Source organism: Bacillus sp. EB106-02-03-XG38 (assembly GCF_058792175.1).
In genome coordinates this window covers 390,174-405,470 of record NZ_JBYTED010000003.1, presented here as the reverse complement: position 1 = coordinate 405,470, position 15,297 = coordinate 390,174, and the positions used below count along the sequence as shown (strand labels likewise).

The following is a 15,297-nucleotide window of genomic DNA, read 5'->3' as shown; positions in this document are numbered from 1 at the left end:
ATACTCTTCTTTGCTTTTACAATAATAAAAGGTTAGTGCTAACGTCAACACTAACCGATTAATTCTTCAACAGATGAAGTTGTTCGCTTTTCAGTAAAATACGCATAGAGCAATTCATTTTCATCCAATGTGTAATGTTCTTTATATTTTCCATGGACGATAATAGAGTGCTTATACCCTCTACGAAATTTTGTGAAGATCTTGTATAAATGATCTTCTGATTGCACTTCAATGGGTGCAATCTTTTCAATTCCTCTTTTGTTCCCATAGTATCGTTCTAACAAAAAACGCATAAAAGCGTACCGTCTTTGTTTCCATTCTTGATATAACGATATCGCTAGAAATATGAGAAGTACCCACATCATAATATTGTTACTATTCCAAAGCAACTGCCACACTAGTATTACACTAAAAAAAACACATGATAATTTCATCATCTTTTCATGTGCTTGTAAATAGGGAAAACGATATGATAATACGTTAAACAATACTTTCCCGCCATCAAGCGGCCAAATAGGAAGTAAATTAAATGCTAAAATAATTATATTATTCCACATAAAGAAATAATATAATTCCGCACCTAGCCAACCAGTTTCAAACAATATATAACCTACCGCCATCATCCAAATATGTTGAATAGGTCCTGCAATTACGACAACAAGCTCCTCTTTCAATGACTTATTCCCATGTTCTTCAAGCTCAGCTACACCACCAAACGGTAAAAGTTGAATCTTTTTAATCCGCCAATTATAATGTGCCGCTGCGAAAGCATGCCCAAGTTCATGGATAAGAACGATACAAAATAAAAGCAGCAACTCTTTAAAACGTGCCGTAAAAATACCAATGACTATAATAACCCAAAATAACGGATGCACTGAAATTTTCATTAAAACATCTCTATATTTAATCAAACGAAATCACCTGAATCGGGTCGATAAATTTTTCATTCTTTTTTATTGCAAAATAAAACTTACCATTTTTATTATTTGCGTCATTATTCACTGTTCCAATTTTTTGTTTCTTTGAAACGTAATCATATAATTTCACTGACATATCATTTAAATTCGCATACCATGACTCCGTACCATCTGCATGCTGAATTTGAACTGTATTACCAAGTTCCTCTTTCTTGCCTGCAAAAACAACAAGCCCTTCATTCACTGACTCAACAGTTGCATTTGTAGCTGTTTGGACAAATACACCTTGGCCATTTTTTTGAAACCCTTGCATTACCTTTCCTGAAGCAGGAATTGCATAATCCTTTTGCTGAATCGTTCCTTCTTTTTTCTCATTAGGCGAATAAAATACGAGAGGTTTTCCAAACTGCTTTTCGTACCATTTCGCTACAGTAGCAAACTGAAATTCTTCTTTCATCACTTTTTCTGTAACTGCTTTCGCACCGTCGAAAGAAGAGGGTGCATTCTTATATAAAATAGCGACAGAAAGAACTAATATTGCTGATAATAAAACTTTGAAGAGAAACACTTCTTTCCGAAATAAAGGATGAATTTCCTTTTCTCCATCTTCAATAAATACTGTTTCACTATCAAAATTCCCTCCAGCAAAATACTGCTCTTCCTCCATCCTTTCTTGCTCTTCCTTCCTTTTCGCAATCCGTTTTTTAATTTCTTCTACACGTCTATTCTTCATACTGTCTCCTTTCTTTCGTTAAGCTAATTTACATAGAAACAGTTGTATACAGTTTGTACATATGTATGAGCTAGGGAAGGAAGATATTCGTGTGAAGAAAAAAGAAAGCACTCCGCAAATATGCGAAGTGCTTTTAACGGATCCCAAAGAAGTTTTTCACCTTTGTAAATACCGATACCTTTTCTTGTTCAAATGCTTGTAATGGGACATTCTCACCCAACAAACGTCTTGCAATATTACGATAAGCTAACGCTGCTTTTCCGTTCGGTTGCAACGCTACAGGTTCACCTGTATTTGTAGCACGAATCACTTCATCATCGTCTTCGACAACACCAAGAAGCTCGATTGACAATGTACGTACGATTTCATCAACATCTAACATATCCTGTTCATGAAGCATATGACTACGCACACGGTTAATAACAAGTTTCGGTGGTTCAATATCCTCTTTTTCTAAAAGCCCGATAATACGATCCGCATCGCGCATTGAGGATACTTCTGGCGTCGTAACAACGATTGCTTTATCCGCACCAGCTACCGCGTTTTTAAATCCCTGCTCAATCCCCGCAGGACAATCAATTAATATGTAATCATAATCTTGACGTAATACTTGTATTAATTCATCCATTTGTTCAGGTGTTACCGCTGATTTATCACTCGTTTGTGCTGCAGGTAATAAATAAAGATCATCAAAACGTTTATCTTTAATAAGAGCCTGAGGTAAACGGCAACGCCCTTCAACGACATCAACAAGATCAAATACAATACGATTTTCCAGCCCCATTACTACGTCTAAGTTTCGAAGACCGATATCTGTGTCAATTAAGCACACTTTCTTTCCAGATAACGCTAGGGCTGTACCAATGTTCGCAGACGTTGTAGTTTTACCTACACCGCCTTTTCCAGATGTAATTACTATTGCCTCTCCCACAGCTATACAATTCCCCTTTCTAACTTTGTTAAATTAGGTCTAAGATGAGTGAGAAGTTGCAGTCGATCGACAACAATGTGATTGTTCTCATTAATATACGCACATTCTGCCGCCTCCGCTCCGTCTTCTTTCTCTTCCGGAGCCCGCATTGCCACATCACTAATTCGAAGTTGCATTGGGTTCATAATAGATGCAGCGATTACTGCATCCGAATCCCCATCGTACCCAGCATGCGCAATTCCTCTTAATGATCCTACGACAAAAATATTCCCCCCAGCGATAACCGTTCCGCCTGGATTAACATCTCCAATTAACAATAAATTTCCTTTTACATGTAAAACTTGTCCAGAGCGAACAATTTTGGAAATAGGGACAATTTCTGTTTCTTCTTTCCAAGCTATTGCTTCTGCTTTCGTTATAACATCACTTTCAATTGAATCCACAACAAGATTCTTTTTATTACGAATTAACGTACGAATCTCTTCTTGTTGGACTTCTGTTAAATAACGATTTCCCACTTTCACATGCACTTCAATTAAAGAGCGCCCATCACCATCATAGTAATGTGTAGAAAGCTTTTCATCCAACTCCTTCAACAATTCAGAGAATGAACAACAATCATCTAAATGAAGCGTGATTCCGTCTTTTGTCCCTTTTATTGTTACATTTTGTTGCTTTTTTTCTTCCACTAAAGTTCACCCCACCGATTCAATTCGACATAAAATTAGAAAATCCTTTTTTCTTTTTCTTCCATCGCTTTTGAAAGACGCACTAAATATCGTCTCAGTGGGAAACAAACTATCAATAAGAAAATTGCATTTAGCAATAAAGTAGACAGGAGACGATCTGTGAAAAAGACATACGCCGACATATGAGTACGTCCTAACAAAGTTAAAAATCCATACACATAATACTCTAATGCTACAATGCTAGCTAGTACGATAGAAGCAACAATAAATAAATTCAATTGTAGTACCTTCATCACACTATAAACTAAATAAGCTAAAATCGGATACGCAAATATATATATACCGACAAGTTCTGTGTATACGGTATCAAATAAGAAACCAAATAAAAGTCCGTAATAAATCCCTTGGACCGGACTATAGTACACAGTAACAAAACATAAAACAATGATAAAGAAATGAGGTGCTGCTATACTATTTTTCCAAAAAACCTCTGTTGGAACAATAGTAGCAAACATATTTTCAAATAGAAAAACAAAAAGGAGCAAAAGAGGAAGAGCTGCTCTTTTTAGAATCTTCATCATCTCTTCTCCCCCTCCTATTCTAATGGCGCTGAAGGCGTTGCACGTTTCGCAACCGTAATATGCTCTACGTCATTCAAGTCAGCGGCCGGTTTTACATAAGCTGTTTTTGTTAAGCCGTATGGATCTGGCTGAACATCAACGATTTTTCCAATTACAAGACCTCTCGGGAAAATATCACCGAGTCCAGATGTTACTACTAGTTGGTCGGTTTTTACATCTGCATCAGAGCCAATCTTTGTGAAAAGAAGTAAGTGCTTTTCTTTGTCATAACCTTCAATCAATCCAAAGATTTTCTCATCACCTTGTACGATAGCAGAAACACGATTTGTTCGGCTCATAGAGCTTAGCAATTCTACTGATGAGGTAAACTGAGATACACTTTTCACTCGTCCAACTAAACCTTGTGAAGTTACTACAGCCATATCTTTTTTAATTCCTTGCTGTGCTCCTTTATCAATTCCAACTAAATCGTACCATTTATCTGGATTACGAGAAACAACAGTCGCTGGAATTTCAGTATAATCGCTATTTAACTCTTTTTTACCAGTTAACTCTTGTAACTTCTTTTTATCATCTTCTAATTGCTTTACGTCACCTGATAACTTTGCATAGTTATCTAATTTTGCTTTTAATTCTTTATTCTCTTCATACGTGCGCTTTACATCTTCTACATTTTCGAAGAATCCAGCTACGTATTTCGCTGGCTTTTGGAATACACGTTCTACAACACCGACAGTGTCTTTAACAAACTGCTCTGGCCATGTTAAACTGTTCCGTTCTTTCAATGAGATTCCAATCAATGCCACGAGAAGAATGATACTAACTAACAAAACAATTAATCTTTTGTTTAAGAAAAACTGTGGCACGTTCACACCCTCTTAATTTCATTGATTTTTATTTTGCAATATTATCGAGCAGCAGTTTTGAAAAGATCGATATTGTCTAATGCTTTACCTGTTCCAATTGCTACGCAATCTAATGGATCTTCTGCAACAAGAACTGGCATATTTGTTTCTTCACTAATCACTTTATCTAAGTTACGTAGTAATGCTCCGCCGCCTGTTAATACGATACCACGGTCCATGATGTCTGCCGCTAATTCAGGTGGAGTTTTCTCTAACGTATTTTTAACAGATTCTACAATTGCATCTACTGTATCTTTTAATGCATCTGCAATTTCTTCTGGCTGAATTAGTACTGTTTTTGGTAAACCACTTACTAAATCACGACCACGAATTTCCATAGGCTCAATACCTTCTGGCTCGCCTGCAGAACCGATTTCTAATTTCAATGCTTCAGCTGTTCTTTCACCAATCATTAAGTTGTAGCTTTTCTTAATGTACTGAATGATTGAATCGTCCATATCATCACCAGCAACACGAACTGATTGACTTGTTACAATACCACCTAAAGAAATAATTGCAACTTCTGTTGTACCGCCACCGATATCAACAACCATGCTACCAGTTGGTTCCCAAACAGGTAAGTTTGCACCAATTGCTGCTGCAAATGGTTCTTCAATTGGATAAGCGTCACGAGCACCAGCTTGACGAGTCGCGTCAATTACTGCACGTCTTTCTACAGCTGTAATACCAGATGGTACACATACCATTACGTATGGTTTACGTGAGAAAAATCCATTTGATTTTTGAGCTTGTTGAATGTAATATTTCATCATTGTTGCTGTCGTTTCGTAATCAGCAATTACACCGTCTTTCATCGGGCGAAGTGCCACAACGTTTCCTGGTGTACGACCAATCATTTGTTTTGCATCGCTACCTACAGCAACGATTTGTTTCGTATCAGTTTGTAACGCTACTACTGAAGGTTCACGTAAAACTACACCTTTTCCTTTTACATATACAAGCGTGTTCGCAGTTCCTAAATCTATTCCAAGATCGCGAGTAAATCCACCAAATCCAAACATATTATTTATCTTCCTTTCTTGTTTTCACGGACTCATTTTTTCTTACTTTATATTATAAAAACAGTACGTTTTTTATATCTTTATCCTTTTTGTAGATAAATTTCTACAAAAAACTCATAAATCACATTATAAAACAAAATAAGTAAAAAGCATAGTCTTAAATATGACCTTTTTCCTTTAAACTCACGAATTTATGGTCGCCTATTATAATATGGTCAAGTACTTCAATTCCGATAATCCGGCCGCATTCTACTAAGCGTTTTGTTACTTCAATATCTTCTCGGCTCGGCGTGGGGTCTCCTGAGGGATGGTTATGAAGACATATGATAGAGGCTGCTGCACGGCGGAACGCTTCCTTAAACACTTCCCTTGGATGTACAATTGATGTGTTTAAGCTTCCAATGAAAATGGTTTGCCTATGTATAACTTGATTTTTTGTGTTCAAATATAAACATACAAAATGCTCCTGCTGCAGAAAGCGCATTTCTTCCATCATATATCTCGCGCAATCTTCTGGGCTTCGAATGCTATATCTATTTTGATATTCTAAACGCACCATTCTTCTACCGAGTTCAAACGCAGCTATAAGCTGGGTTGCCTTCGCAACCCCAACACCATGTATACTGACAAGCTCTTCTAACGTTGCATCTTTCAACATACGTAAACCGTCAAAATGATGTAAAATTTTATCTGATAACTTTAAAACTGTTTCTTCTTTAGAACCTGTTCTGAGTAACACTGCAAGAAGCTCCCGATTTGATAAACTTCCAGCTCCTTCTAACAATAAACGCTCCCGTGGCTGTTCTTCTTTGACAACATCACGAATACCGTTCATTTCTCCACCCCTTTTATTTGTTCTCTCAAAGAAAATCCCATGCAATTTTACGCATGGGTTACATCAATATCAAATTGTTTTAATTCCCGAACAAGACGTGCAATTGGTAACCCTACTACACTATAGTAGTCCCCTTGAATATGTTGAACAAAAATAGACCCTTTACCTTGAATTCCATAACTTCCTGCTTTATCAAGAGGCTCTTTTGATGCAACGTATGCGTCAATTTCCTCTTCTGTTAATTCCCAAAACGTAACTTCTGTACGCTCGTAAAAAGTGACTGTTTTGTCTTTCGCTATAATTGCAACACCTGTATACACTTCATGTGTTTTCCCTGATAATAATTGCAACATTTCTTTCGCCTCAGCCTCATTAGAAGGCTTTCCAAGAATACGCGACTCATATGTAACAATTGTATCTGCACCTAACACAATTTGATCACTATTCGTTTCTGCTACCGCAGATGCTTTTTGCAAGGCAAGTGACATAACAATATCAGAAGGCGATGAATACGCACCAATCGTTTCTTCTACTTCACTTACAATGATTTCAAATGGTACACCAGCTAACTCAAGTAGTTCCTTCCTGCGTGGTGATCCTGAAGCTAAAATAATTTTTCTCATATTTTCTCCTTCCTTTCTCACATGAAGCAGAATCGTTTACATCAATCGTATCAAAGGAATAGTTTGTCCACAAATGAAAGAAATATTATTTTCTCTATATAAAATAATACTTCTTTACTAACATACGATTATATTTCTGCCATAGAGAAAGCACTTTGCTATAAAGTGAAACTTTAATCAGTGGGGGTTTTCTTCATCCCCCACTGATTATTAGCCCTCACCAATCGGACTTTTATGGGCAGCCCGACCCCCACCTAACTTCTTTGCTTTCGCTGCATTTTGAGGTGGGGGTCTTACTGCCCATTAAAGCGGGATAAATTCAAAAGAAAAGAAAGAAGTACCTACACTTCTTCCCTCATATTTCATTATCCTATTATTTCGCCTTTTGTGAAACAATTTTTTCATACGAAAGCATACCATCAATAATAACTTGATTTAATTTCGCCAAAGATTCCTTATCACCTTTTCCGTCCTTCACTGTTTGCACAGCTACTGACGTATACATATACAATTTCTTCGCTTCTTCTTGCTTCATACTTTTCCCTTCTTTTTCAATCGCTTTCCACTCTTTTTCAATCACACCTATATCTTTCGCATTACTTTTTCCACTACCTTGTACGCTAGAAGTATATTTTGCTAAATGAGTATATAATGGCTGTACTTTTGTTAAAAACGATCCAACTTCTTTATCATCTTTAAGTAACGCTTTATCTGCTATATCCCAGTCCTTTTTCAATACGGAGACATTATCATTTTTATACTGTGTCATTAATTGGTTTACGCCTTGTTCATCGCTAGCAATACCAACAACTAATGCATACTTATCACCGCTCGGTTTTAAAGCTGCCACGCCTCCATTACCTTTCCACTCTTCAAGAGCAGCCTGTCCTTTTTCTTCAGAAGAATAAATTCCTCCTTGAACAAAAAATAATTTCATTGGATTTAATGACGTTCCTGTCTGCGCTTTTGGTTTTTCCTCTTTTTGTGCTGGTGTTTGTTCTGCTGTTCCACCCACCTTTGATTCTTCATTTCGCGTCTGCTTCGAAGCCGTTACTTCACTTCCCCCTGTCGCCCCTTGTCCTTTCAGTAACTGTAGCATGCCCATCCCAAACGCCGTACCAATAATAATTGCCGTTGCAACGATTGCAATTAACGTATTGCTCCACTTCTTCCGTGTTTTTTCTGTAGACACTAATTTCGCTTTTTGAAACGGAACAACGTTTTTCGGTCTTTCACTTTCTACTACCATCCATTCAAATTCATCTTTCTTCTCCTCATACTTCGCTTCTGTTCCATTCACTTTCACTGAGATCGTTCGTGATTGCTTGTCCATACACTCACACCTCACCTCTTATCGTTGTCCGCATCATACCATATTCATTTCACAAAAAAACGAGATATTTGTCAGAGGAATTCGCCAAATAACCCTATATATTTATCTTATATGTATGCATTTGACTTCATTTGTAGAACAAAAAAACTAGATAGCAAAGACTATCTAGTTTTTCTCGCGAATATATTTTCGAACTTCCGAAATGAAATAAAGAGAACCTGTTATGATAAAAACATCATTTTCCCCAATCATTTCAATCTTCGTATCAATTGCCTCTTTCCAATTTTCAAAAACTAATTTTGATTCTTTCTTTGCATACGATGCAAGCTCGTCTGCTGAAATAGCGCGATCAAAGGCGAATGTTGTAAAAATAATTTCATCGGCAATTGTTTCTAATTGACCTACCATATTATGCAACTGTTTATCACCAAGGGCAGTAAATAAAACTATTACATTTTTATCTTTGTAATGTGATTCTACTGTTTTCACAAGACTTTCAATACCTTCTGGGTTATGAGCACCATCTATAATAATATCTGGATTACTTTGCAGTTTTTCAAAGCGCCCAATCCAATACGCTTCCTGTAATCCCGTTCTTATTTCTTCTTCCTCAATTAAAAATGATAAATATGTTTTTACATACATGACTGCCATAAGTGCAAGTGCTGCGTTTCCTACTTGATGACTGCCTTTCATTGAGATTCGCACATCTTCAAAAGAGGCGAAAGGACAAGTGAAATCGAACTGTTCTCCATCTTCGCTAGACTGTTTATGTAACGCTGTAAAATGGTTACCCATCTCGTATAAGTTTGCATGATTTTCCTTTGCAACCTTTTGAATGACTTGCAACGCTTCCTCATCTCGTACACCAGTAATAACCGGAACACCAGACTTAATAATTCCCGCCTTTTCATATGCAATTTCTCCTAGTGTATTCCCTAAAATATGCATATGATCGTGGCCGATATTTGTAATAATCGTGAGAACAGGGTGAATCACATTCGTAGAATCAAAGCGCCCTCCAAGCCCTGTTTCAAATAAAACAACATCACAGAAATTAATCTTACCGAAATAACAAATTGCCATAACAGTAATAATTTCAAACTCAGTCGCTTCCCCTAAATCCGTCTCATCTAGTTTTTCAACAATTGGCTTTACCATCTTTACAAGTTCAGTAATCTCTTCATCTGCAATTGGTGTGCCGTTCACACTAATACGTTCGTTAAATGTTTCAATATAAGGAGAGGTAAATGTCCCTACCTTATACTTTGCGTCTTCTAACATGTAACGCATATATGTTAACGTTGAACCTTTTCCATTTGTACCAGCAAGATGAACACATTTTATGTGACGCTCTGGATTTCCTAGCTCTTCTAGCATCCATCTCATTCTTTCTAACCCTGGTTTAATACCAAACTTCAATCGGCTATGAACCCATCCTATTGCTTCTTCGTATGTATGTATCACGTATGCTTTCCCCTTTCAAAAGACAACCTTCATCATTATTCTATTATACGCAAAGAAAAGAGACTCACCAATACAGTGAGTCTCTAAAAAACATTTTTTATTTCTCAAGATCTACTAGACGTTGGCGAACTGCTTCGCGTTTTTCTAGGTAATCTTGCTCTTTCGCACGCTCTCCTTCAATAACTGCTGCAGGAGCTTTCGCTACGAAACCTTGGTTTGAAAGTTTCTTCTGTACACGTTCTACTTCTTTGTCGAACTTCTCAAGTTCTTTCTCAAGACGCGCTCTCTCTTCATCAAGATTGATAAGATCAGCTAACGGTAAGAATAACTCTGCACCTGTTACGATTGCAGTCATCGCTTTTTCTGGCGCTTGTAAATCCGTTTGGATTGTTAATTCGCTTGGGTTACAGAAACGCTCAATGTAAGAGCTGTTTTTCGTAAGTTGAGCAAGTACAGCCTCGTCTTTTGCTTTAATTTGCATTTGAACTTTTTTGCTCATTGGCGTATTAACTTCTGCACGGATGTTACGAACAGAGCGAATGATATCAACTAGAAGGTGCATTTCTGCCGCTGCTTCTGTATCTTGTAAATCTTCGCGAACTGTTGGCCATGCTGCTACTGTAATAGACTCGCCTTCATGCGGTAAATGTTGCCAAATCTTCTCTGTTACGAATGGCATGAATGGGTGTAATAGACGCATTGTTTGGTCTAATACGTAAGCTAAAATAGAACGAGTTGTTTTCTTAGCTGCTTCATCTTCACCGTATAGTGGAAGTTTCGCCATTTCAATGTACCAGTCACAGAAATCGTCCCAAATGAAGTTGTATAATGAACGACCAGCTTCACCGAACTCATATTTATCCATGTTACGTGTTACGCTTTCGATTGTTTCATTTAAACGAGTTAAAATCCACTTATCTGCAACTGATTTTTCACCAGTTAAATCGATTTCTTCATACTTCATATCATCCATGTTCATTAATACGAAACGTGATGCATTCCAAATTTTATTAATGAAGTTCCAAGTAGATTCTACTTTTTCCATGCTGAAACGTAAGTCTTGACCTGGTGCACTTCCCGTTGATAAGAAGAAACGCATTGCATCTGCACCGTACTTCTCGATAACTTCCATTGGATCAATACCGTTACCAAGAGATTTACTCATTTTACGTCCTTGCTCATCACGAACTAAACCGTGAATTAATACATCTTTAAATGGACGCTCGCCTGTAAACTCTAAACCTTGGAAAATCATACGAGATACCCAGAAGAAGATGATGTCATAACCCGTTACTAGTGCATCAGTTGAATAGTAACGTTTGAAGTCTGCTGCATCTTCATTTGGCCAACCAAGTGTTGAGAATGGCCATAACGCTGAACTGAACCATGTATCAAGTACGTCGTTATCTTGATTCCAGTTTTCAATATCTGCTGGCGCTTCTGTACCTACGTATACTTCACCAGTTTCTTTATGATACCAAGCTGGAATGCGGTGTCCCCACCATAATTGACGAGAAATACACCAGTCGTGAATGTTTTCCATCCAACGTAAATATGTGTTTTCGAAACGCTCTGGTACGAACGTTACTTTCTCTTCTTCTTTTTGTTGAAGCGCTACTGCCTTCTCAGCAAGAGGAGCCATTTTTACGAACCATTGTGTTGATAAGTAAGGCTCAACAACTGCACCACTACGCTCACTATGACCTACTGAGTGCATATGAGGCTCGATTTCTACTAATACGCCCGCTTCTTGTAAATCTTTCACTAACGCTTTACGGCATTCGAAACGATCCATGCCGTTATACTTACCAGCTTTTTCGTTCATCGATCCATCTTCGTTCATTACTAAGATACGTGGTAAGTCATGACGGTTACCTACTTCAAAGTCATTCGGGTCATGAGCTGGTGTAATTTTTACAACGCCTGTTCCGAAATCTTTTTCTACATACTCATCAGCAATAATCGGAATCTCACGGCCTACGATTGGAAGTGTAACTGTCTTTCCGATTAAATGCTTGTAACGATCGTCTTCTGGATGAACCGCTACTGCTGTATCACCAAGCATCGTTTCTGGACGAGTTGTTGCAAGACGAATATGACCAGAACCATCTGTTAATGGATAGTTCATGTGGTAGAATGCACCTTGAACTTCTTTATGAATTACTTCAATATCAGAAAGGGCTGTGCGTGTTGCTGGGTCCCAGTTGATAATATATTCACCACGGTAAATTAAGCCTTTTTCGTATAATTGAACGAATACTTTATTAACCGCATCAGATAAACCTTCGTCTAATGTGAAACGTTCGCGAGAATAGTCTAGTCCTAAACCAACTTTCCCCCATTGTTGACGAATGTGAGAAGCGTATTCTTCTTTCCACTCCCAAGCTTTTTCAAGGAATTTCTCACGGCCAAGATCGTAACGTGAAATACCTTCTTCACGAAGTTTCCCTTCTACTTTCGCTTGTGTTGCGATACCTGCATGGTCCATTCCTGGAAGCCATAATACATCGTAACCTTGCATACGCTTCGTACGAGTTAAAATATCTTGAAGAGTTGTATCCCAAGCGTGACCTAAGTGTAACTTACCAGTTACGTTCGGAGGTGGAATTACAATTGTATAAGGTTGTTTCTTCTCGTCTCCTGTTGCTTCAAAATATTTGCCTTCTAGCCACCACTGATAAAGGCCTTCTTCAACGGACATATGATCATATTTAGTTGGTAAATTCTTTTCCGTGTTTGACATTATTTTCCCTCCTTAAAATAAAAAATGCCCCTCATCCAAAAAAGGACGAGGGACATCGCGGTACCACCTTTATTTACAAACAAATTCAGAATTTGCTTATACTCTTAATTTGATAACGGACAAATCCGTCTTTTCCTAATGAGAACTATTCCGTTCAGAAAAGATGCTCCAGGGCTACCTTCTAACATAACTATCTAGAGAATCTCCCAGCTAATGATTCTCCTCTCTGAAGACGTTTCTTGTTATACTCTTCCCCTTCAAGGCATTTATATGATTGTTAATTATTATATACAATAGTGTAAAAAACGAAACCTTATTCGTCAAGATAAATTTAAGTCTATGAATTTTCGGGCAAACAAAAAAGATAAGTAGCATCCTCTACTTATCTTTTGATCCCGCTATTTGCAGGCAGTCATACCCGTACTAATTAAAGTTTCACTTTATCCGTTCCCTTGCTGGGCAGCTTGTAATTGCGATAGGAAATATTCTATATTACTAACTAGCCAATGCGCTTGTTGCAAACTCTTTACTCCGATAAGTTCATTTTCCTCATTACGACTCTCTCTTCTTTTCTTATAAGACTGGATTTGCCGAATAAACTGCGATGGATACGTCATATACGCAAACATAAGTAGTTGCTCTTCTTTCGTAAAAGGGAAATTTTTTTGGTACATTTGATACCATTCAAACCGATCGCTTCGCGCAATTGGATACGTGTTTAAAGACCGAGAATAAAAACCTACTATATCTTGCACAGGTGTCGCAAACTTCGATTTTTCTAAACTAATAAAATAGCCGTTCCGTTCATAATCAAATAAAAAGTGATTAAGTGATACGTTACCATGCACAAAAGTAATGCGTGTTTTTTCTTTTTCTTTCATCGCATCGTTCCACTCATTTAATTGCTTCGTTGCAAACTCACGCGCCCTCATCACATGATGATAGTACGTACAATATTGTAATTCAAACGGAGACATATACCACTTTGCTTCAGATTCTACGAGGAACTCTTCTAACATTTCACCATCATTCTCCCAGCGATCAGATATATTCGTATAATGCTTTTCTAAATCTTCTTCTGTATACGTTTCTTCTTTCACCGTTTTTTGATGCAACGTCCCGAGAGTTTGAAACATTTTATGGTATTGATCATTATCCTCGCCGTTCCCTTCCGCACGTTCTAACCACGGCATTAAATAATAATTATACGTACCGTCACTTAAAATATAATTGCCATCCGTCGCATGGTATATCGGTACATAATTTGAAAAACCTTTCTCCTTCAAATATTGAATATGGTGCAAAAAATTATTCCGCTCTAACTTCCTGCCTTCTATTCTCTTGAGTGCATATGGACCTTGATTCGTATAAATTTTCGTTACGCTTCCGTGCTCTTCCATATGCTGCGTATCCAATCTATATTGACTTACAATGGGTTCATAGCGATTTCGTAATTCCATATCCATACGAATAACCCTTTCTATTCAAAACATAGCCTATAGAAAAACAAGTGGGTGAAAGCACTCACCCACTTATTTCGCTTTTGCTCTTGAAACAGGAATATAAATAATTTGTCCTGCGGTTAAATATATATCTTCTGTTTGATTAACACGGTATAAATTTTGTACAGACGTTTCATAACGATCTGCAACAGATTCGATCGTATCTCCTTCTTGCACGAAATACATTCTTAATTTTGTAAATTCCTCTTCCGGTTCCTTCGTAAATAATTTCGTTAAATACAGCGCATTTTCATCTCGCTGTGAATACGTTTCTTCTTCTTGCTCTTCTTGTTTTTTCGCTTTCTCTTTCTTGAAATCTTTTCGTCCGAACAATTCAAATTGCGGCGTTGTTTCTTGCTCTTCTTCACGCTCTACAAATTCATGTTCCTCTATTTCCTCTTCCTCTACTTCCTGCTCTTTTCTTTCTTCTAGTTGGAACGGTTCAAATGCGTAATCTTCCCACTCATCTGATTCCTTATAAGCTGGCTCTTCAACTTGCGGCGTCGGTCTAGTTTCATACTCTTGCGCTGCATCTTCCTCTAACTCAGCATACGCCGTTTCTTCCTCCTCATCCTCAATTCTTTCTTCATCACATAAACCTGTAATAGATATATCCGCTAATAATTGTAAGCAACCATTTTCCTTTAATTCATAATCAAATTCCTCGATAGATACATATAGTTCTTCAATTACTTTCACACGGTTTCTCGGAATTGATATTTCAAGCGGAAAGGAATGAACAAGTTCATTAACCCCATCTTCTCTTGTTTCTACATAATCAATTGACTTCGCTGGTGATAGATCTCTTAATGAATAAGCCGAATCATCTTGCCTTGCAACATACTCTCCCGTTAAATCTAATTGCCCTCTCACGATAACTTCATGATCAAGCTCTTCTATCTCAACGTCTGGATCTAACGAAATTGACAAAAGTTCTTCGACTTCCTGTCCTTTTTGGAACCAAACAGATTCTTTTAATGAAAAACGTAATGAATGATCTGTTGCCACTTCTTTTC

At 37.5% G+C, this 15,297-nt stretch carries 14 protein-coding genes and 1 other annotated feature; all 14 genes read right to left on the bottom strand.

Features of this window, described 5'->3' with window-relative positions:
* Nucleotides 1–50: 50 nt before the first annotated feature.
* Nucleotides 51–911 carry a stage IV sporulation intramembrane metalloprotease SpoIVFB gene (spoIVFB, locus tag AC3WTI_RS16575; protein WP_087957058.1) on the bottom strand — a complete coding sequence of 287 codons (861 nt, stop codon included), beginning with the start codon at nt 909–911 and terminating at the stop codon, nt 51–53.
* A complete protein-coding gene (gene spoIVFA / locus AC3WTI_RS16570) occupies nt 904–1,650 on the bottom strand; it encodes a stage IV sporulation protein SpoIVFA (protein WP_097840798.1) in 747 nt (248 codons plus the stop codon). Before spoIVFA ends, spoIVFB begins: the two co-directional genes overlap by 8 nt.
* Nucleotides 1,651–1,783: 133 nt before the next feature.
* The gene (gene minD / locus AC3WTI_RS16565; protein ID WP_087957060.1) at nt 1,784–2,581 is read right to left on the bottom strand and encodes a septum site-determining protein MinD; all 798 of its coding nucleotides are present in this window, start codon (nt 2,579–2,581) and stop codon (nt 1,784–1,786) included.
* Between the two features lie 2 nt (nt 2,582–2,583).
* Nucleotides 2,584–3,270, bottom strand: coding sequence for a septum site-determining protein MinC (gene minC / locus AC3WTI_RS16560; protein WP_087957061.1), 687 nt, complete (start codon nt 3,268–3,270; stop codon nt 2,584–2,586).
* Nucleotides 3,271–3,305: 35 nt separating this feature from the next.
* Entirely contained in the window at nt 3,306–3,851 is a 546-nt protein-coding gene (mreD, locus tag AC3WTI_RS16555) for a rod shape-determining protein MreD (RefSeq protein ID WP_087957062.1), read from the bottom strand.
* A 14-nt stretch (nt 3,852–3,865) separates the two neighbouring features.
* Entirely contained in the window at nt 3,866–4,717 is an 852-nt protein-coding gene (gene mreC, locus AC3WTI_RS16550; RefSeq protein ID WP_097840799.1) for a rod shape-determining protein MreC, read from the bottom strand.
* A gap of 41 nt (nt 4,718–4,758) precedes the next feature.
* The gene (gene mreB / locus AC3WTI_RS16545) at nt 4,759–5,778 is read right to left on the bottom strand and encodes a cell shape-determining protein MreB (protein WP_000466737.1); all 1,020 of its coding nucleotides are present in this window, start codon (nt 5,776–5,778) and stop codon (nt 4,759–4,761) included.
* Nucleotides 5,779–5,935: 157 nt separating this feature from the next.
* On the bottom strand, nt 5,936–6,613 hold the full coding sequence (radC, locus tag AC3WTI_RS16540) for a DNA repair protein RadC (protein WP_087957065.1): 678 nt from the start codon (nt 6,611–6,613) through the stop codon (nt 5,936–5,938).
* A 47-nt stretch (nt 6,614–6,660) separates the two neighbouring features.
* Nucleotides 6,661–7,236: a Maf family protein gene (locus AC3WTI_RS16535; RefSeq protein WP_087957066.1), complete on the bottom strand. Its 576-nt coding sequence runs from the start codon at nt 7,234–7,236 to the stop codon at nt 6,661–6,663.
* A 373-nt stretch (nt 7,237–7,609) separates the two neighbouring features.
* Nucleotides 7,610–8,569, bottom strand: a complete 960-nt coding sequence (locus AC3WTI_RS16530; RefSeq protein WP_087957067.1) for a stage II sporulation protein B — start codon at nt 8,567–8,569, stop codon at nt 7,610–7,612.
* A 165-nt stretch (nt 8,570–8,734) separates the two neighbouring features.
* The gene (locus AC3WTI_RS16525; protein WP_087957068.1) at nt 8,735–10,036 is read right to left on the bottom strand and encodes a bifunctional folylpolyglutamate synthase/dihydrofolate synthase; all 1,302 of its coding nucleotides are present in this window, start codon (nt 10,034–10,036) and stop codon (nt 8,735–8,737) included.
* Nucleotides 10,037–10,133: 97 nt separating this feature from the next.
* Nucleotides 10,134–12,779 carry a valine--tRNA ligase gene (locus AC3WTI_RS16520; protein ID WP_087957069.1) on the bottom strand — a complete coding sequence of 882 codons (2,646 nt, stop codon included), beginning with the start codon at nt 12,777–12,779 and terminating at the stop codon, nt 10,134–10,136.
* Between the two features lie 38 nt (nt 12,780–12,817).
* Nucleotides 12,818–13,049: a binding site (T-box leader), on the bottom strand.
* A gap of 170 nt (nt 13,050–13,219) precedes the next feature.
* Nucleotides 13,220–14,245: a spore coat protein YsxE gene (gene ysxE / locus AC3WTI_RS16515; protein WP_087957070.1), complete on the bottom strand. Its 1,026-nt coding sequence runs from the start codon at nt 14,243–14,245 to the stop codon at nt 13,220–13,222.
* 66 nt (nt 14,246–14,311) lie between these two features.
* On the bottom strand, nt 14,312–15,289 hold the full coding sequence (gene spoVID, locus AC3WTI_RS16510; protein ID WP_087957071.1) for a stage VI sporulation protein D: 978 nt from the start codon (nt 15,287–15,289) through the stop codon (nt 14,312–14,314).
* Nucleotides 15,290–15,297 lie beyond the last annotated feature (8 nt).

Excerpts from the sequence above, each read along its gene's own strand:
- spoIVFA (WP_097840798.1), bottom strand. The coding sequence starts at position 1,650 with ATGAAGAATAGACGTGTAGAAGAAATTAAAAAACGGATTGCGAAAAGG.
- mreD (WP_087957062.1), bottom strand. The coding sequence starts at position 3,851 with ATGATGAAGATTCTAAAAAGAGCAGCTCTTCCTCTTTTGCTCCTTTTT.
- mreB (WP_000466737.1), bottom strand. The coding sequence starts at position 5,778 with ATGTTTGGATTTGGTGGATTTACTCGCGATCTTGGAATAGATTTAGGA.
- radC (WP_087957065.1), bottom strand. The coding sequence starts at position 6,613 with ATGAACGGTATTCGTGATGTTGTCAAAGAAGAACAGCCACGGGAGCGT.
- AC3WTI_RS16535 (WP_087957066.1), bottom strand. The coding sequence starts at position 7,236 with ATGAGAAAAATTATTTTAGCTTCAGGATCACCACGCAGGAAGGAACTA.
- AC3WTI_RS16530 (WP_087957067.1), bottom strand. The coding sequence starts at position 8,569 with ATGGACAAGCAATCACGAACGATCTCAGTGAAAGTGAATGGAACAGAA.
- AC3WTI_RS16520 (WP_087957069.1), bottom strand. The coding sequence starts at position 12,779 with ATGTCAAACACGGAAAAGAATTTACCAACTAAATATGATCATATGTCC.
- ysxE (WP_087957070.1), bottom strand. The coding sequence starts at position 14,245 with ATGGATATGGAATTACGAAATCGCTATGAACCCATTGTAAGTCAATAT.